Source organism: Kitasatospora sp. NPDC001309 (assembly GCF_042896295.1).
Lineage (GTDB): Bacteria > Actinomycetota > Actinomycetes > Streptomycetales > Streptomycetaceae > Kitasatospora.
This window is the reverse complement of record NZ_JBIAXC010000042.1, coordinates 72,735-89,741: the sequence shown is the minus strand read 5'-3', so window position 1 is coordinate 89,741 and position 17,007 is coordinate 72,735. Positions and strand designations below refer to the sequence as shown.

Annotated in this window: 14 protein-coding genes and 1 pseudogene; 10 read left to right on the top strand and 5 right to left on the bottom strand. The window is 73.3% G+C overall.

Annotated features, from left to right (window positions below):
• Together ACFY2K_RS32965 and ACFY2K_RS32960 are read right to left on the bottom strand one after the other, a co-directional pair.
• A pseudogene (locus ACFY2K_RS32965) lies at positions 1 to 122 on the bottom strand (IS5/IS1182 family transposase); the annotation flags it as partial.
• Positions 123 to 190: 68 nt separating this feature from the next.
• Positions 191 to 1,360 carry a methyltransferase domain-containing protein gene (locus ACFY2K_RS32960; protein ID WP_375882358.1) on the bottom strand — a complete coding sequence of 390 codons (1,170 nt, stop codon included), beginning with the start codon at positions 1,358 to 1,360 and terminating at the stop codon, positions 191 to 193.
• Positions 1,361 to 1,656: 296 nt separating this feature from the next.
• Between ACFY2K_RS32960 and groES the strand changes: the two genes are divergently transcribed.
• The 3 genes from groES (at position 1,657) to ACFY2K_RS32945 (ending at position 4,843) form a co-directional block, all read left to right on the top strand.
• Entirely contained in the window at positions 1,657 to 1,962 is a 306-nt protein-coding gene (groES, locus tag ACFY2K_RS32955; protein ID WP_014136232.1) for a co-chaperone GroES, read from the top strand.
• Between the two features lie 112 nt (positions 1,963 to 2,074).
• On the top strand, positions 2,075 to 3,703 hold the full coding sequence (gene groL, locus ACFY2K_RS32950; RefSeq protein WP_375882138.1) for a chaperonin GroEL: 1,629 nt from the start codon (positions 2,075 to 2,077) through the stop codon (positions 3,701 to 3,703).
• Between the two features lie 141 nt (positions 3,704 to 3,844).
• The gene (locus tag ACFY2K_RS32945; protein WP_375882141.1) at positions 3,845 to 4,843 is read left to right on the top strand and encodes a LysR family transcriptional regulator; all 999 of its coding nucleotides are present in this window, start codon (positions 3,845 to 3,847) and stop codon (positions 4,841 to 4,843) included.
• Between the two features lie 89 nt (positions 4,844 to 4,932).
• On the opposite strand, the gene ACFY2K_RS32940 is transcribed toward ACFY2K_RS32945, so the two are convergent.
• Positions 4,933 to 5,259, bottom strand: coding sequence for a WhiB family transcriptional regulator (locus ACFY2K_RS32940; RefSeq protein WP_387716327.1), 327 nt, complete (start codon positions 5,257 to 5,259; stop codon positions 4,933 to 4,935).
• Positions 5,260 to 5,821: 562 nt separating this feature from the next.
• On the opposite strand from ACFY2K_RS32940, the gene ACFY2K_RS32935 reads away from it, so the two are divergent.
• The 4 genes from ACFY2K_RS32935 (at position 5,822) to ACFY2K_RS32920 (ending at position 10,552) form a co-directional block, all read left to right on the top strand.
• Positions 5,822 to 6,433, top strand: coding sequence for a response regulator transcription factor (locus ACFY2K_RS32935; protein WP_014136228.1), 612 nt, complete (start codon positions 5,822 to 5,824; stop codon positions 6,431 to 6,433).
• A gap of 335 nt (positions 6,434 to 6,768) precedes the next feature.
• Complete coding sequence (gene shbA, locus ACFY2K_RS32930; protein ID WP_375882147.1) at positions 6,769 to 7,482, top strand: RNA polymerase sigma factor ShbA; 714 nt, start codon at positions 6,769 to 6,771, stop codon at positions 7,480 to 7,482.
• Positions 7,483 to 7,773: 291 nt separating this feature from the next.
• Positions 7,774 to 9,276 (top strand): IMP dehydrogenase, encoded by a 1,503-nt coding sequence (gene guaB / locus ACFY2K_RS32925; RefSeq protein ID WP_375882150.1) that lies wholly within the window; start codon positions 7,774 to 7,776, stop codon positions 9,274 to 9,276.
• 148 nt (positions 9,277 to 9,424) lie between these two features.
• On the top strand, positions 9,425 to 10,552 hold the full coding sequence (locus tag ACFY2K_RS32920) for a GuaB3 family IMP dehydrogenase-related protein (RefSeq protein WP_375882152.1): 1,128 nt from the start codon (positions 9,425 to 9,427) through the stop codon (positions 10,550 to 10,552).
• A 73-nt stretch (positions 10,553 to 10,625) separates the two neighbouring features.
• Here the strand turns inward: ACFY2K_RS32920 and ACFY2K_RS32915 are convergent, their stop codons facing one another.
• Positions 10,626 to 11,192, bottom strand: a complete 567-nt coding sequence (locus ACFY2K_RS32915) for a hypothetical protein (protein ID WP_387716324.1) — start codon at positions 11,190 to 11,192, stop codon at positions 10,626 to 10,628.
• Positions 11,193 to 11,444: 252 nt separating this feature from the next.
• Here ACFY2K_RS32915 and ACFY2K_RS32910 point away from each other — a divergent pair, with 252 nt between their 5' ends.
• The gene (locus ACFY2K_RS32910) at positions 11,445 to 13,394 is read left to right on the top strand and encodes a serine/threonine-protein kinase (protein WP_380521208.1); all 1,950 of its coding nucleotides are present in this window, start codon (positions 11,445 to 11,447) and stop codon (positions 13,392 to 13,394) included.
• Positions 13,395 to 13,401: 7 nt separating this feature from the next.
• Here ACFY2K_RS32910 and ACFY2K_RS32905 read toward each other — a convergent pair whose 3' ends face one another.
• Positions 13,402 to 13,929, bottom strand: a complete 528-nt coding sequence (locus ACFY2K_RS32905) for an SHOCT domain-containing protein (RefSeq protein ID WP_375882160.1) — start codon at positions 13,927 to 13,929, stop codon at positions 13,402 to 13,404.
• Between the two features lie 57 nt (positions 13,930 to 13,986).
• On the opposite strand from ACFY2K_RS32905, the gene ACFY2K_RS32900 reads away from it, so the two are divergent.
• Both ACFY2K_RS32900 and ACFY2K_RS32895 read left to right on the top strand, forming a co-directional pair.
• On the top strand, positions 13,987 to 15,066 hold the full coding sequence (locus ACFY2K_RS32900; protein WP_380521204.1) for a protein kinase: 1,080 nt from the start codon (positions 13,987 to 13,989) through the stop codon (positions 15,064 to 15,066).
• 162 nt (positions 15,067 to 15,228) lie between these two features.
• Positions 15,229 to 17,004: a protein kinase gene (locus ACFY2K_RS32895; RefSeq protein ID WP_387716321.1), complete on the top strand. Its 1,776-nt coding sequence runs from the start codon at positions 15,229 to 15,231 to the stop codon at positions 17,002 to 17,004.
• Positions 17,005 to 17,007: the final 3 nt, after the last annotated feature.

The window sequence follows — 17,007 nt, the reverse complement described above, 5'->3', positions numbered from 1 at the left end:
CGGAACAAGATCCCGTTGATCACCCTGCGGTGGTCGTTCCAGCGCCCGCCCCGCCGACCGCTTCCCGGCAGATGCGGTGCCAGCCGGCCCCATTCGTCGTTCGTCAGATCACCCCGCCCCATGCCGGGCACAACGAGCCCGGCATGGAGAAGTCACATGATCCGCCGGACAGAACCTAGGCCCTGTCCGCTCAGACCGGCCGGCCCAGCATCATCAGCGGCCCGTTGTCGGTGCGGCTGAGGATCACCGTGACGGAGTTCGGCCCGGAGGGCTTGAGCTGGCGGCGCAGTTCCTCCGGGGTGATCGCCATCCCGCGCTTCTTGATCACCACCGTGCCGACCGCGCGCTCGCGCAGCAGCGCCTTCAGCTTCTTGACGTTGTACGGGAGCACGTCGGTGAGTTCGAAGGCGTGCGCGTACGGGGTGGCGACCAGGCGGTCCGAGGTCACGTAGGCGATCTTCGGGTCGATCAGCCGGCCGTCGACCTGCCCGGCCACCTCGGCCACCAGGTGCGCCCGGATCACCGCGCCGTCCGGCTCGTACAGGTAGCGCCCGACCGGGCCGGCCGGCGGGTCGGGCAGGTCGCCGCCGGTCAGGCTGTCGCCGTGCGGCAGCAGGGTCGCGCGGTGCGGGCGGACCGCCCCGGTGCCGAACCAGAGCACCGCCTCCTTGACGTCCCCGTGGTCGGAGACCCACTCGGCCTCGGCGTCCGCCGGGACGGCCTCGTGCGGGATGCCCGGGGCGACCTTCAACGCGCCGATCGGGGTCCGCCGCCCGGCCTCGACCGCCCAGGACAGCGGCGGGGCGTACGCCTCCGGGTCGAACACCCGGCCGCGCGAGGTGCGCCGCGCCGGGTCGGTGAACACCGCGTCGTAGCCGGTGACGTCCACCTCGGCGACGTCCGCGCAGCGCACCTCCACCAGCTCCGACAGGCCCAGCGCGGCGGCGTTGGCGGCGGTGGCGGCGCAGGCCGCCGGGTCCTTGTCGACGGCCAGCACCCGGATCCCGGCCCGGGCCAGGGCCAGCACGTCCCCGCCGATGCCGCAGCAGAGGTCCGCCAGGCGCCGTACGCCCAGCTCGGCGAAGCGGCGGGCCCGCCACTCGGCCACGCTGCGCCGGGTGGACTGCTCGACCCCGTTGGGCGTGAAGTACATCAGGTCGGCGTCCGCCCCGAACTTCGCCCGCGCCCGCTGCCGCAGCCGCGCCTGGCCGAACGCCGCCGACACCAGCTCCGCCGGGTGCTCCCGCCGCAGCCGGGTGGCCAGCGCCAGCTCCTCCTCGGGGGTGAACTCGCGCAGCTCGGCGAGCAGGGCCTGACCCTCGGGGGTCAGCAGGGGCTGGAGGTTCTCGGTGTCCACCAGGTCATTCTGACCGGTCGGCCCGTCAGCAGGGCCGGCAGCGCCGGCGCGGACGGCGTCGCCGGCGGGGCCCGGGGAGTGGATCCGGAGTGTGGCCGCTCGTCCGCGGGTCGAGCCCGCAGGGCGCGTCGTTGGCACTCTGGTTGACTGAGTGCTAACGGCAGCCTATGGTCGTCCTTGGCACTCCCCACTGGGGGAGTGCTAATGCGAAGACGTGTGCCTGACCCCCGCGACGGCAGGTACGCAGGTTCGCCCCTACCCGTTAGAAAACCCCGTAATCTCCGAAGGGGAGCTCGGACGTGACCACCAGCAGCAAGGTTGCCATCAAGCCGCTCGAGGACCGCATTGTGGTCCAGCCGCTCGACGCCGAGACCACCACGGCCTCCGGCCTGGTTATCCCGGACACCGCCAAGGAGAAGCCCCAGGAGGGCGTCGTCCTGGCTGTCGGCCCGGGCCGCTTCGAGGACGGCCAGCGTCTGCCGCTCGACGTCGCCGTGGGTGACATCGTCCTGTACTCGAAGTACGGCGGCACTGAGGTGAAGTACCAGGGCGAGGAGTATCTCGTCCTCTCCGCCCGCGACGTTCTCGCCATCATCGAGAAGTAAGTCGTTCCGACCCGCCCCGGATCCGTGTCCCTAGTGACAGGGGCCCGGGGCGTGGTTGTTGGTTCACGTAGTTCGGCGGCCGGCCGGCCGCAGCCCCGAGGGAATAGGGAACATGGCGAAGATCCTGCAGTTCGACGAGGACGCCCGCCGCTCGCTGGAGCGCGGTGTCAACAAGCTGGCCGACACCGTCAAGGTGACCATCGGCCCCAAGGGCCGCAACGTCGTCATCGACAAGAAGTTCGGCGCCCCGACCATCACCAACGACGGTGTCACCATCGCCCGTGAGGTCGAGCTGGACGACCCGTACGAGAACCTTGGCGCGCAGCTCGTCAAGGAGGTCGCCACCAAGACCAACGACGTCGCGGGTGACGGCACCACCACCGCCACCGTGCTGGCCCAGGCCCTGGTCAACGAGGGTCTGCGCAACGTCGCCGCCGGTGCCGGCCCGGCCGCCCTCAAGAAGGGCATCGACAAGGCCGTCGCCGCCGTCTCCGAGCACCTGCTGTCCATCGCCCGCGAGATCGAGGGCAAGGACGACGTCGCCGCCGTCGCGTCCCTCTCCGCGCAGGACACCCAGGTCGGCGAGCTGATCGCCGAGGCGATCGACAAGGTCGGCAAGGACGGTGTCATCACCGTCGAGGAGTCGAACACCTTCGGCGTGGAGCTGGACTTCACCGAGGGCATGCAGTTCGACAAGGGCTACCTGTCGCCGTACTTCGTCACCGACGCCGAGCGCCAGGAAGCGGTCCTCGAGGACCCGTACATCCTGATCAACCAGGGCAAGATCTCCTCCATCCAGGAGCTGCTGCCGCTGCTGGAGAAGATCCTGCAGAGCGGTGCCTCCAAGCCGCTGCTGATCATCGCCGAGGACGTCGACGGCGAGGCGCTGTCGACCCTGGTCGTGAACAAGATCCGCGGCACCTTCAACGCCGTCGCCGTCAAGGCCCCGGGCTTCGGCGACCGCCGCAAGGCGATCCTCGGCGACCTGGCCGTCCTCACCGGCGGCACGGTCATCTCCGAGGAGGTCGGCCTCAAGCTCGACCAGGCCGGTCTGGACGTGCTGGGCACCGCCCGCCGCGTGACCATCACCAAGGACGACACCACCGTCGTCGACGGTGCCGGTGACTCCGAGGCCGTGGCCGGCCGCGTCGCCCAGATCAAGGGCGAGATCGCCGCGACCGACTCCGACTGGGACCGCGAGAAGCTGCAGGAGCGCCTGGCCAAGCTGGCCGGCGGCGTCTGTGTCATCAAGGTCGGCGCCGCCACCGAGGTGGAGCTCAAGGAGCGCAAGCACCGCCTGGAGGACGCCATCTCGGCGACCCGCGCCGCGGTCGAGGAGGGCATCGTCGCCGGCGGTGGCGCCTCGCTGGTGCACGCGGCCAAGGTGCTGAACGACGGCCTGGGCCTGTCGGGTGACGAGGCCACCGGTGTCGCCGTGGTCCGCAAGGCGCTGCACGAGCCGCTGCGCTGGATCGCCCAGAACGCCGGCCTCGAGGGCTACGTCATCACCCACAAGGTCGCCGAGCTGGAGGCCGGTCACGGCTTCAACGCGGCCACCGGCGAGTACGGCGACCTGCTGAAGGCCGGCGTCATCGACCCGGTCAAGGTCACCCGCTCCGCGCTGGAGAACGCCGCCTCGATCGCCTCCCTGCTCCTCACCACCGAGACCCTCGTGGTGGAGAAGAAGGAGGAGGAGGCCGACGCCGGTCACTCGCACGGCGGCCACGGCCACTCGCACTGAGGCACCGACGCCTGACCGGAGGCCCGGTCCACTCCCTCGGGGAGTCGGACCGGGCCTCCGGCCGTTGTTCGGTGGGTGCGCTTGATGCTTCAACTATCAGTAGAATTTTGCAGAATGCAAAGATTGCCTTATAACTGAGGCATGATCGAGGCCCGCCACCTGCGCGTCCTGCGTGCCGTCGCCCGCACCGGCTCCTTCTCCGCCGCCGCCCGCGAGCTGGGGTGCACCCAGCCCGCCATCAGCCAGCAGATGAAGGCCCTGGAGAAGTCGGTGGACACCCCGCTGGTGGTCCGCTCGGGCCGCGGGATGCAGCTCAGCGAGGCCGGGCGGGTGCTGCTCAAGCATGCCACCGGGATCCTGGCCGGGCTCTCCGCCGCCGAGGAGGAGGTGGCCGCGATCGCCGGGCTGCGGGCCGGCCGGGTGCGGCTGGTCTCCTTCCCGACCGCGAGTTCCACCCTGGTGCCGCCCGCGGTCGCCCGCCTGCGGGACAGCCATCCGGGGGTGCGCGTGTCGCTGGTCGAGGCCGAGCCGCCGGAGTCGCTGGCGATGCTGCGCGGCGGCGAGTGCGAGATCGCGCTGGCCTTCCGCTACCCGCAGTCCGACGGTGCGGCCGCGGCGCCCGCCCCCGCGCACGGCACGCCGCGCGAGGCCCGGGCCGAGGCGAACCTGGAGGCCCAGCAGCTGTCGGCCGGCACCGACTGGTCCGACCTGGTGGTCACCCCGCTGCTGGACGACCCGCTGGTGGGCCTGCTGCCGGCCGCCCACCCGCTGGCCGGGCGGGGCGGTCCGGTGGAGCTGGCGGAGCTGGCGGGGGAGCAGTGGATCGCCGGCTGCCCGCAGTGCCGGGGGCACCTGGTGGAGCTGTGCGCGGGGGCGGGTTTCGAGCCCCGGATCGACTTCGCGACCGACGACTACCCGGCGGTGGTCGGCCTGGTGGCGGCCGGGCTCGGGGTGGCGGTGCTGCCCCGGCTGGCCCTCCAGTCGGTGCGTCCTGACGGCGTGTCGACGGTTCCGGTGCGGACGGCCTCGGGGGCACCGGCGGTGCGCCAGGTGGTGGCGCTCACCCTGCCGGACCTGGCCGAGGTGCCGGCCGTCGCGCTGATGCGGGAGCGGCTGGCGGGTGCGGCCGCCGATCGCTGACGATCGGTGACCGGGTTCCCCAGAGGGGGGCGGAGCGGCCTGATGCGCCGCGAAGGAACGTTTCTTCACGGCGCGCCGCGGGCGCGGGTCTAACGGTGCGCGACCGTCGGCGGGGTCAACGGGACCTCCACCAGGCGGTGCCGCGAGCGGCCCAGCATCTCCTCGCGCTCGTCCTCGGTCATCCCGCCCCAGACCCCGTACGGCTCGCGGACCGCCAGGGCGTGCGCCGCGCACTCGGCGATCACCGGGCAGCGCATGCAGACCTCCTTGGCGCTGGTCTCGCGCGAACTGCGGGCCGCTCCGCGCTCACCCTCCGGGTGGAAGAAGAGCGAGCTGTCCACGCCGCGGCAGGCCGCCGAGAGCTGCCAGTCCCAGAGGTCCGCGTTGGGACCGGGGAGGCGGGAGAAATCTGCCATGGCTCATTCCCTTCAGAGGCGGTCGGCGGCGGCCGGGCGTTTCGGCGGGCTGCTGCCGAACGGTGCCCGGCGGGGCGTCCCGCGCTGGTGTGGACACCTGGAAATATGACTTAAGGCAACTCCATGGACAAGTCACCCACACACTGGCACAACAGTCAATGACCATACGAAAGCTATAAAAACGGGCAAAGTGGGCAAGGGGTTCGGCGGGCGCGAGGTGTGGCAATCGGGTGGTCGACGGGCGCGCGACGACCCGTACCGGCGTGCGGGTCGTGCGCCCACCGCGCGCGAGCTGCGTAAAAGTGCGGCGTGTGCACCGCGATGCGGCTGATCGGTAATGGGTTGGCCACGTACAGTGGTGGAGATGGCCCGAAGGCCGTAACTCATTCGAGTGACGGTCGTTGGTAGTGCGGAGGCGGTTAGCGGGCGCCGGACGTCGGGAACGATCGCGGGCAAGTCGGGGCGATCAGGACGAAGTCCGTCGCCGATCGGCCGTGTCGGAGAGGTTCGTACCAGCCAGGAGGCTCAACGTGACGCGGATCAGCTGCGGAGGACGACGGTCATGACTTCCGTTCTCGTTTGCGACGATTCCCCGCTCGCCCGCGAGGCGCTTCGCCGCGCCGTCGCGACCGTACCCGGTGTGGACCGGGTCACCACCGCGACGAACGGGGAGGAGGTCCTCCGCCGCTGGGTGGCCGACCGCTCCGATCTCGTCCTGATGGACGTCCGGATGCCCGGCCTCGGCGGGGTCGAGACCGTCCGGCGGCTGCTGTCCGCCGATCCGGGCGCGCGGATCATCATGCTCACCGTCGCCGAGGACCTCGACGGGGTCGCGCTCGCGGTGGCCGCGGGTGCCCGCGGGTACCTGCACAAGGACGCCTCGCGCGCCGAGCTGCGGGCCACCGTCACCCAGGCCCTCGCCGACCCGACCTGGCGGCTCGCCCCGCGCCGGCTGCGCAGCCCCGACATGGGCGCGGCACCGACCTTGACGGCGCGTGAGATCCAGGTGCTGGAGGGCATGAGCCACGGGCGCAGCAACGCCGAGATCGGGCGCGAGCTGTTCCTGTCCGAGGACACCGTCAAGACCCACGCCCGACGGCTGTTCAAGAAGCTCGGCGCCTCCGACCGTGCGCACGCGGTGGCGCTGGGTTTCCGCTGGGGCCTGGTCCGCTGACCGTCGGCGGCGCCGCCGGCCGCGGCGCGCCGCCCTCGAATTCCGGAGCGGACGCCGCACGGGCGTGTGACGTTACGGTCCCGAGGTTGCACCATGGAGGAGTGGAGCACCTCGGGGACCAGCGGACAGGCACTGCGGCGAACCACGCAGCCGCAGGATACTCGGCGGACGGCGCGACGGACAGGACCACCCACGGCGGCGCGGCGGGAGGCGGCACGGTGCAGGAGGGGCCGGTGGTGCGCGGCACGCCGCACGGTGCCGCAGCGCATAACGTTCCGGTGCACAACTCCGGACGCGGTGCCGCGTTTTCCCGATCGACCAGGCACCATGGACCGATGCGCGACGATGTCGCCGGTGCGGCCGGCCAGGCGGACCCGGGTGAGGCCGAGCCCTCCGACCCGGGTCGTGACGCGTACGCGGAATCCGGCGACTCCGTGACCGGGGACGGTCCGGGCCGCCCGCCGGTGCTCGGCACGGGCGGCTCCCCCCTGGTGGGCGAACTGGTCGCGGCCGCCGTGCGCGGTGAGGGCCCGGCGATCGACGCGCTGCTCGCCTACGTCCACCCGCTGGCGCTGCGGTACTGCCGCGCCCGGCTGGTCCGGCTGCCCGGCGGGGCCCGGCACCACGTGGACGACGTGGCCCAGGAGGTCTGTGTCGCGGTGCTGTGCGCGCTGCCCCGGTACAAGGACCAGGGACGGCCGTTCGAGGCCTTCGTCTACGGCATCGCCGCGCACAAGATCGCCGATCTGCAGCGGGCCGCGATGCGCGGGCCCGGCTCCACCGTCGTGCCGCAGGACGACCTGCCGGAGGTGCCGGACGAGGCGCTCGGCCCGGAGGAGCAGGCGCTGCTGAGCAGCGACGCGGCCTGGGCCAAGGAGCTGCTCTCCAACCTGCCGGCCCGTCAGCGCGAGCTGGTGCTGCTGCGGGTGGCCGCCGGGCTGTCGGCGGAGGAGACCGGCGAGGTGCTCGGGATGTCGCCGGGGGCCGTCCGGGTCGCCCAGCACCGCGCGCTCAGCCGGCTGCGGGCGCTCGCGGAGGAGTCCTCCTGAGGCCGGGCGCCGCCTCCTCCTGACCGGAGGCGCAGGCCAGGGGGCCCGGCCGGGCGGAATGAGCCCGCGGGGGCGCTTGTTGTCAAGGGCACACGAGGGCACATTCGCGGTGCCAGTACCATGGGGTATCGGCGCCTGGGCAGGTTGCCAAAGTTTTGCGGGTGCACACGGGGTTCCGTTGGAGCTTCCTCCAAGCCACCCGGCTTTCGGCCGTCTGCGCGAGTGAGCGATCAACGCGCCCCCTCCCTCTGGGCGCGAGCGGATAAGGCCGGCCACGGAAGGTACCCCCAAATGTCTTACAACGCCGCAGGCGTACCCGAGAAGTTCGCCATGCTCGGGCTCACGTTCGATGACGTCCTGCTGCTGCCCGGGGCCTCCGCGGTGCTGCCGAACCAGGTCGACACCTCCTCGCGGGTCTCCCGGAACGTCCGCGTCAACATCCCGTTGCTGTCCGCGGCGATGGACAAGGTCACCGAGGCGCGGATGGCCATCGCCATGGCCCGCCAGGGCGGCGTCGGCGTGCTGCACCGCAACCTGTCGGTCGAGGACCAGGCCAACCAGGTCGACCTGGTGAAGCGCTCCGAGTCCGGCATGGTCACCGACCCGATCACGGTCGGCCCGGACACCAGGCTCGCCGAGGCCGACGCGCTGTGCGCCAAGTTCCGCATCTCCGGCGTCCCGATCGCCGACGAGTCCGGCAAGCTGCTCGGCATCGTCACCAACCGCGACATGGCCTTCGAGTCGGACCGCACCCGCCGGGTCCGCGAGATCATGACCCCGATGCCGCTGATCACCGGCAAGGTCGGCATCTCCGGCGAGGACGCGATGGCGCTGCTGCGCCGCCACAAGATCGAGAAGCTCCCGCTGGTCGACGACGAGGGCCGGATCAAGGGCCTGATCACGGTCAAGGACTTCGTCAAGGCCGAGCAGTACCCGAACGCCGCCAAGGACGCCGAGGGCCGTCTGCTGGTCGGCGCCGCCGTCGGCGCCAGCGCCGAGGCCTTCGACCGGGCCCAGGCCCTGGTCGAGGCGGGCGTGGACTTCCTGGTCGTCGACACCTCGCACGGCCACAGCCACAACGCGCTGGCCTGGATCGAGAAGATCAAGTCCGCCGTCAAGGTCGACGTGGTCGGCGGCAACGTCGCCACCCGCGACGGCGCCCAGGCGCTGATCGACGCCGGCGTGGACGGCGTCAAGGTCGGCGTCGGCCCCGGCTCCATCTGCACCACCCGCGTGGTCGCCGGCATCGGCGTCCCGCAGATCACCGCCATCTACGAGGCCGCGCTGGCCTGCCAGGCGGCCGGCGTGCCGGTCATCGGCGACGGCGGCCTGCAGTACTCGGGCGACATCGGCAAGGCGCTCGCCGCCGGTGCCGACACCGTGATGCTGGGCTCGCTGCTGGCCGGCTGCGAGGAGTCCCCGGGCGAGCTGCTGTTCATCAACGGCAAGCAGTTCAAGTCCTACCGCGGCATGGGCTCGCTGGGCGCCATGCAGTCCCGCGGCCAGGGCCGCTCCTACTCCAAGGACCGCTACTTCCAGGCCGAGGTCGCCTCGGACGACAAGCTCGTCCCCGAGGGCATCGAGGGCCAGGTCCAGTACCGCGGCCCGCTGTCGGCCGTGCTGCACCAGCTGGTCGGCGGCCTGCGCCAGACCATGGGCTACGTCGGTGCCGCCACCATCGCCGAGATGGAGAGCAAGGGCCGCTTCGTCCGGATCACCTCGGCGGGCCTCAAGGAGAGCCACCCGCACGACATCCAGATGACCGTCGAGGCGCCGAACTACTCGTCGCGCTGACCCGCTCGACCCCGGAAGGGCCCGCCGCGGCGGGCCCTTCCGCGCGTCCGGGGACCGGGCCGTCGGGGCGCCACCAGCGCTGGTACGGGATACTGGGGGCGGCCGGGGTGACCCGGCGGGCATGAGCAACAAACCAGAAGGGCTCGAAGTGACTGAGATCGAGATCGGGCGAGGCAAGCGCGGCCGCCGGGCGTACGCCTTCGACGACATCGCCGTCGTCCCCAGCCGGCGTACGCGTGACCCGAAGGAGGTCTCGATCGCCTGGCAGATCGACGCCTACCGCTTCGAGCTGCCGTTCCTGGCCGCCCCCATGGACAGCGTGGTCTCGCCGCAGCAGGCCATCGCCATCGGTCGCCTCGGCGGCCTGGGCGTGCTGAACCTCGAAGGCCTCTGGACCCGCTACGAGGACCCGCAGCCGCTGCTGGACGAGATCGCCTCGATCACCGACGAGGCCACCGCGACCCGCCGCCTCCAGGAGATCTACTCCGCGCCGATCCGCGCCGAGCTGATCAAGCAGCGGATCCAGGAGGTCCGCGACTCCGGCGTCGTCACCGCCGCCGCGCTCTCCCCGCAGCGGACCGCCGAGTTCTCCAAGGCCGTCGTGGACGCCGGGGTCGACGTCTTCGTCATCCGCGGCACCACCGTCTCGGCCGAGCACGTCTCCAGCGCCGCCGAGCCGCTGAACCTCAAGCAGTTCATCTACGAGCTGGACGTTCCGGTGATCGTCGGCGGCTGCGCCACGTACACCGCCGCGCTGCACCTGATGCGGACCGGCGCGGCCGGCGTGCTGGTGGGCTTCGGCGGGGGCGCCGCGCACACCACCCGGAACGTGCTCGGGATCCAGGTGCCGATGGCGACCGCGGTGGCGGACGTCGCGGCCGCGCGTCGGGACTACATGGACGAGTCCGGCGGGCGCTACGTGCACGTGATCGCGGACGGTGGCGTCGGGTACAGCGGCGACATTCCGAAGGCGGTCGCCTGCGGTGCCGACGCGGTCATGATCGGGGCGGCGCTGGCGCGGGCGACGGACGCTCCGGGCAAGGGCTTCCACTGGGGGATGGAGGCGGTCCACGAGGAGCTGCCGCGCGGGAAGCGGGTCGACCTCGGGACGGTCGGCAGCACCGAGGAGATCCTGACCGGGCCCTCGCACACTCCGGACGGGACGATGAACCTGTTCGGGGCGCTGCGCCGGGCGATGGCCACCACGGGCTACACGGAGCTGAAGGAGTTCCAGCGGGTCGAGGTGACGGTCAACCCGGCGCTGGACCACCGCTGACGGTCCGGTCCTCGGCTGACGGCCCGTTCTCCCTCCGAGGGGAGCGGGCCGTCGGTGTTCCCGGGGGTGGGGATCAGGTGCCGTTGGCGGAGCGGCGGGTGAGGAGGAAGCCGCCGATCAGGGCGATGGCGTAGAAGGCCAGGTCGAGGGGGCGGAGGTCGCCGCGCCAGCCGGTGAGGGTCTGGGGGAGGAGCGGGTGGGGGGTGGGGGTGGTGGCGAGGAGCAGGCGCAGGTGCTGGGTGAGTTGGCCGAGCAGGAGGGCGCCGGCGGCGAGGAGGGCGCCCAGGGGCGGGAGCAGCGGGTTCCGGCCGCCCAGGCAGCCGAGGGGGAGGGCGACCAGGCCGGCCTGGGCGATGGTGAGCCAGCCGAGGCTGTCGGCGGCGCGCAGGGGCGCGCAGCCGTAGGCGAGGCCGCCGAGGAGCGTGGCGAGCAGGGCGAGGGCGAGGGCCAGGGCGGTGCGGCGGCGGGGGGCCCGGCGGAGGGGGGCGGGGGTGTCGGGGGTGTAGCCGGTGACCGGGACGCCGGGCATGCCGGGGGCGACGTAGCCCTCGGGGGTGTCCAGGACCGGGGCCACCGAGAAGTGCTGGGCGGTGCGCGGGCGTGGCGACGGGCCGTCAGCGCCCGGTGCGGGTGCGGTCATGGGCATCGAGTCCCCCCGGAAAAACGATGAGCTGCCGAACGGTAGCAGCGCTCCGGGCAGATCATGGCGAGTTTTCGATCACAGATCGGGCACGGAGCGTCGCACCCGTTCCGGTTCGTCCCGGCTTGGGACGGGGGGCGGGTGGCCGCCACCTTCCCGGACAGGGGATGATGGAGGCTTGGGCGTTCGGGCCCGGGCCGGGCCGACGCGCCGTCACCACGACCGCCAGCAGCACATGGGGGAACGTTCCGAATGACCCAGGCGCAGGGTTCCACCGGCCGCCTCCTGGCCGGCCGCTACCGGCTGAACGGCGTGCTCGGACGCGGTGGCATGGGCACTGTCTGGCGCGCCGAGGACGAGATGCTGGGCCGGACCGTCGCGGTCAAGGAACTGCGGATGAACGCCAGCGTCGAGGAGGAGGAGAAGCACCGGCTGATCGTCCGGACGCTGCGCGAGGCGAAGGCCACCGCGCGGATCCGGCACAACTCGGCGGTGACCGTCTTCGACGTCGTCGACGAGGACGACCGGCCGTGGATCGTGATGGAGCTGGTCGAGTCCCGCTCGTTGGCCGACGTCGTGCGGGAGGACGGGCCGCTGGCGCCCGCCCGGGCGGCGGAGATCGCGCTGGACGTGCTGGGCGTGCTGATCGCGGCGCACGCGCTGGGCATCCTGCACCGGGACGTCAAGCCGTCCAACGTGCTGATCGGCGAGGACGGCCGGGTCGTGCTCACCGACTTCGGGATCGCCAGTGTCGAGGGCGACGCCTCGGTGACGTCCACCGGGATGCTGGTCGGCGCGCCCTCGTACATATCCCCGGAGCGGGCGCGCGGGCAGAAGCCCGGTCCGCCGGCCGACCTGTGGTCGCTGGGCGGGACGCTGTACGCGATGGTCGAGGGGCGCCCGCCGTACGACCGGGGGTCGGCGCTGGCCACCCTGACCGCGGTGATGACCGAGGACCTGACCACGCCGGTGAACGCCGGGCCGCTGCTGCCGGTGATCGAGGGGCTGCTGGAGAAGGACCCCGCGAAGCGGCTGGACGCGACGCAGACCCGCTCCATGCTCAAGCGGGTGGTGGCGGAGGCGACCGCGCGGGCGGAGTCGACCACCGAGCACGCGGTGCCGGTCGCGGGCGGGGAGAAGGCGGAGCAGAAGGACGCCGCCGGGGAAGGCAGCGCGCAGGAGGCCCCGGCTCCGGAGGAGACGCCGAAGGAGACGCCGAAGCGGACCGTGGGCGGGCTGCTGGGGACGGTCCGGGTGGGGAGCCGGGCCAAGGCCGTGGAGCCCGTGGCGGAGGCAGCGGGGCCGGCCGAGGCGGCCGATCCGGCCGCGTCGGCGCCGGCGACCGAGCCGATCCGGCCGGTGACCAGTGAGTGGACGATGGGCGCGACCCAGGCGGCCGGGGCCGATCCGCGCAAGGGACGGCGGCGGCTGGCCATCGCGACCGTGGTGGTCGTGCTGCTGCTGATCGCCGGGATCGTCGCGGTGGTCCGGGCGGTCGGTAGCGGGGACACCGGGGCGAAGGGGGCCGGCACGCACAGTGCGGGCGCCACCTCGCCGGCCGCGACCACCGGGGAGGCCACGCCGAGCGCGGGGCCGGCGGCGACGGGCAGTGCGCCGGCTCCGGGCGGCACGCCCACCGAGGCGCCGTCCTCGGCCGCGGTGCCGCCGCCGGCCGCCACCACCCCGGCACAGCCGCAGCCGCAGCCGTCGGCGTCGTCCGCGTCGAGCGACCCGGCGCCGACCCCGCCCGGTGGGGCGGTGCCGGCCGGGTTCCACGCGTACCAGGACCCGAGCGGCTTCTCGGTCGTGCTGCCGGACTGGCTGCAGCCGGCCGGGTCGGAGGCCAACCGGCGGATCTTCAAGAACTCCGCCGACGGCAGCCAGCTGCGGATCGAGTGGACCACCACGCCCGGCGAGAGCGCCCTGGCCGACTGGCAGGAGTCCGAGCCGAACGTGCGCGGCCAGGTGACCAACTACCAGCGGGTGAACCTGGCGGCGATCACCTACCGGCAGTGGACCAACGCGGCGGACTGGGAGTGGACCAACGGCACGCCCAAGAGCCACTCGCTCAACCGCGGCTTCGTGACGGGCAGTCCGGCCAAGTACGGCTACTCGATCTACTGGATCGTCCCGGACGCGCAGTGGGCCGCGCAGGCCCCGGCCCGGGACGTCGTCTTCAACACCTTCCAGCCGGCGCCGTAGGTCCGGTTCAGCCGAGCAGGCGCTGCTTGGCGAGGGTGAACTCCTCGTCGGTGAGCGCGCCGGAGGCCCGGAGGGCGGCCAGGCGCTCCAGCTGGCCGATGAGCTGCTCGCCGGCCGGGGACCCGGGAGCGGGTGCCGGGGCGGGCGGGGAGGTACGGGCGAGGCGGGCGGCCTCGCGGACCTGCTCGGCGAAGACCTCGGCCTTCGCCACGTCCTCGAAGCGGTGGGAGCCGGTCAGCGCGACGACGGTCAGCACCTCGCCGTTGAGCTTGGTCCGGGCGACGGTGGCGTCGGTGACGGCGGCGAGCGGAACCGGTACCGGAGGTTTCCCGTCCTTCAGGAAGAGCAGCCGGTGGGTGGTGAGGACCAGCACCCCCTTGCGGAAGTGGTCGGGATGGCGCCCGGCCGTGGAGGCGACGGGCTTCTCGCCCCCGATGACGGACGCCTCGACGGTGCGGACCGCCTCGGCCCGGTTGGCTTGGTTGCTGTTGCCCGCCATCTTGAAGGCGGTGTCGATCAGATCGGTCCAGTCCATGGGGCCGAGCGTAAAGGAGCCGATCAGTAGGCTGCTCGGTGAGCGAGAGGAACTGGCATGCGAGGCGGCCCGGGCCAGTTGTTGGCGGGGCGGTACCGGCTGACGGACCGTCCCGAACTGCTGCGCGCCTGCGCGGTGGACGAGCGGACCGGTGAAACGGTCCTGCTGCGCGCTGTGGAGCTGCCCGCGCTGCTGACGGCGGGTCAGGATCCGGACGAGCCGAACCCCGGGCACGGGGACCGCCTGGTGCGGCGGGTGGCGGCGGTCGGCGCGGCCGCCCCGTCGTGGCACCCGCGGCTGCTGCGCGGGGTCGGCGCCTTCGTCGAGGGCGAGCTGCTGTGGACGGTCGAGGAGCGCCCGGCCGGCCGGACGCTGGCCGAACTGCTTACCGCCGGACCGCTCCCGCCCTACCGGGCGGCCGAGTTGGCCGCCGACCTGGCCGGCGCGCTGCGGGCGCTGCACGAGGCCGGGCTCGCCCACGGCAATGTGACCGCCGAGTCGGTGCTGGTCTGCGAGGACGGCGCGGCGATGCTCGGCGGCCTGCTGGACGGGGTGGCGCAGGAGGCGCTGGCCGAGGACCTCGGCGGGCCCGGCGGGCGCCGCCGCTACGAGGTCCGGGCCACCCTGGCCGGTCCGGTGGCCGAGCGCTGGCCGCTGGACGGCGGCCCGGCCGGGGACTGCTGGGCGCTCGGGGTGCTGCTGCAGCGGATGGTCACCGGGCGCTCGCCGTTCCCGGAGCTCGGCGTGCCCGAGCTGGTGACCGCCGTGCGGGACGGGCGGCGCGAACCCTCCGTGGTCTGCGGGCCGGTGGCGCCGGCGGTCGAGCGGCTGGTGCAGCCCGACCCCACGCTGCGGCCCACCGCCGCGGAGCTGCGGGAGGAGCTGGCGGCGCTGCTGGTGGGCGCGCCGGAGCCGGCCGACGGGGAGCGGGCGGCCCGGGAGGTCGAACTGAAGCCGGACGCGCCGCTGGTGCCGCTGCGTCGGCGGCGCGCCCGGCCGGCGGCGGCGCCGGAGACCGGGGCGGGGAGTGCGAGGAGCCCCCGGATACGCCCGGCGCTGCTGGGTCCGCTGCTGGTCGGAGGAGTGTTCCTGCTGCTGGTGCTGGCCGTGGTCGCCGTGGTCCTGTTCGCAGGCTGACGGCCCCGGTTCGCGCCGGTCCGCCGGTCCGGCGGGTGGGCGAGATTACCGGGCTCGGCACGGTGCGCCTAATGTGTCCGTGGGATTTGTTCGAACAGCGGTCTGCGGCGGTCGTTCGGCCGTCGTGGCGCGGGTGGAAGCGGAGAGGGGGAGCGGTCGCCGATGGGCGTGCAGGACCGGCCGGAAGCGGCCGAGGCGGAGCGGTTGCTGGCCGGGCGGTACGAGCTCGGTGAGCGGCTCGGCCGGGGCGGGATGGGGACGGTCTGGCGGGCCTGGGACCGGATGCTGGACCGCGAGGTCGCGGTCAAGGAGCTGACCGTCAACCACCTTCCCGAGGAGGACCTGCAGATCCTGCACACCCGGATGAAGCGCGAGGCCAGCGCCGCCGCCCGGATCAAGCACCCCGGTGTGATCACTGTGCACGACGTGCTGGAGCAGGACGGCCGGCCGTGGATCGTGATGGAGCTGGTCGACGGCCGCTCGCTGGCCGACGTGATCAGCCAGGACGGCACCCTGCCGCCGCGGGCCGCCGCCGAGGTCGGCAGCCAGGTGCTCGCCGCGCTGCACCGCGGCCACCAGCTGGGCGTGCTGCACCGGGACGTCAAGCCGGCCAACGTGCTGCTGGAGCGCGGCACCGGGCGGGTCGTGCTGCTGGACTTCGGCATCGCCAAGTACGAGGGCTCGACCGAGCTGACCCGGCCCGGTGACCTGGTCGGTTCGCCGGACTACCTGGCCCCTGAGCGCGCCCAGGGCGAGCGGCCCGGGCCGGCCTCCGACCTGTGGGGCCTCGGGGCGACGCTGTACGCGGCGGTCGAGGGCCAGTCGCCGTTCCGCCGGGACTCGCCGATCACCACGCTGGCCGCGGTGGTCGACGAGCCGCTGCCGGAGTCGCGCCGGGCCGGTCCGCTCGGCCCGGTGCTGGCCGCGCTGATGGCCAAGGACCCGGCCGACCGGCCGAACGCGGACGAGGCGGCCCGGATGCTGGCCGAGGTCCAGGCCGGGCACACCATGGGGCTCAAGACGGTCGGGTCGACGGTCGGTCCGGTGCGGACGCCCACCCAGTCGGTGCCGGTGGTGGACCGCCCGGCCGGGCCGGAGGGGACGGTGGCCTCGGCGCCGGAGGGCTCGGACGCCCCGGCCGCTTCGGAGGCGCCGACGGACCCGCGTCCGGCCGGGACCGCGGTGGCGGCCGCCGTACCCCCGGTCGGGCCCGAAGCCCCCGGGGGAGCGCACACCGCCGTCGGCGCGCCGGTCGCGCACCCCAGTGCGCCCGTGCGCGGTCCGGCCAAGCGCCGCAACCGGATGAAGCTGGTCGCCGTCGCGGTGGCGGTCGGCCTGCTGGCGGCCGCAGCGACCTTCCTCGCGACCCGGCACGTGGTCGGCTCCTCGACCGCCGACCCCACCCCGACCACCCAGCCCGACACCGCCGGGCCCACCGAACCGGACCAGACCGGCACCCCCGCCCCGGGGGCGCCCGCGCCGGCCGGCTACCGCTGGGTCGACGACCAGGCCGGCTTCCGCTTCCCGCTGCCGACCGGCGGTCCGGCCTGGCAGCGCAGCCTCGGCACCGACGCCAACCAGATCTTCTACAGCCCCGACAACCGGGTGCACTACCTGCAGTTCGCGGTCACCGTCGGCCAGTCCGTCAAGCCGCTGGACCACATGCGGCAGATGGAGGGCAGCGTCTCCAAGTCGCTCAAGGACTACAAGCAGCTCCGGATGGCGAGCTCCGTGGTCAACGGCCACGAGGCGGCCACCTGGGAGTTCAGCTACGCGGCCAAGGAGGGCGGGCGCCGGCGGGCGATCGAGACCGAGTTCATCGACGAGGACGGCACCGCCTACGCGGTCTACGCGTCCAGCCCGGACAAGGACGGCGAGTGGCAGCAGGCCGAGCAGCGCTTCACCACGGTGCTCAACCACTTCACGCCGACCCGCTGAGCC

What these genes read in the sequence shown, in the direction of transcription:
- groL (WP_375882138.1), top strand. Translation starts at nt 2,075, where the DNA reads ATGGCGAAGATCCTGCAGTTCGACGAGGACGCCCGCCGCTCGCTGGAG.
- ACFY2K_RS32945 (WP_375882141.1), top strand. Translation starts at nt 3,845, where the DNA reads ATGATCGAGGCCCGCCACCTGCGCGTCCTGCGTGCCGTCGCCCGCACC.
- ACFY2K_RS32940 (WP_387716327.1), bottom strand. Translation starts at nt 5,259, where the DNA reads ATGGCAGATTTCTCCCGCCTCCCCGGTCCCAACGCGGACCTCTGGGAC.
- ACFY2K_RS32935 (WP_014136228.1), top strand. Translation starts at nt 5,822, where the DNA reads ATGACTTCCGTTCTCGTTTGCGACGATTCCCCGCTCGCCCGCGAGGCG.
- shbA (WP_375882147.1), top strand. Translation starts at nt 6,769, where the DNA reads ATGCGCGACGATGTCGCCGGTGCGGCCGGCCAGGCGGACCCGGGTGAG.
- guaB (WP_375882150.1), top strand. Translation starts at nt 7,774, where the DNA reads ATGTCTTACAACGCCGCAGGCGTACCCGAGAAGTTCGCCATGCTCGGG.
- ACFY2K_RS32915 (WP_387716324.1), bottom strand. Translation starts at nt 11,192, where the DNA reads ATGACCGCACCCGCACCGGGCGCTGACGGCCCGTCGCCACGCCCGCGC.
- ACFY2K_RS32910 (WP_380521208.1), top strand. Translation starts at nt 11,445, where the DNA reads ATGACCCAGGCGCAGGGTTCCACCGGCCGCCTCCTGGCCGGCCGCTAC.
- ACFY2K_RS32905 (WP_375882160.1), bottom strand. Translation starts at nt 13,929, where the DNA reads ATGGACTGGACCGATCTGATCGACACCGCCTTCAAGATGGCGGGCAAC.
- ACFY2K_RS32900 (WP_380521204.1), top strand. Translation starts at nt 13,987, where the DNA reads ATGCGAGGCGGCCCGGGCCAGTTGTTGGCGGGGCGGTACCGGCTGACG.
- ACFY2K_RS32895 (WP_387716321.1), top strand. Translation starts at nt 15,229, where the DNA reads ATGGGCGTGCAGGACCGGCCGGAAGCGGCCGAGGCGGAGCGGTTGCTG.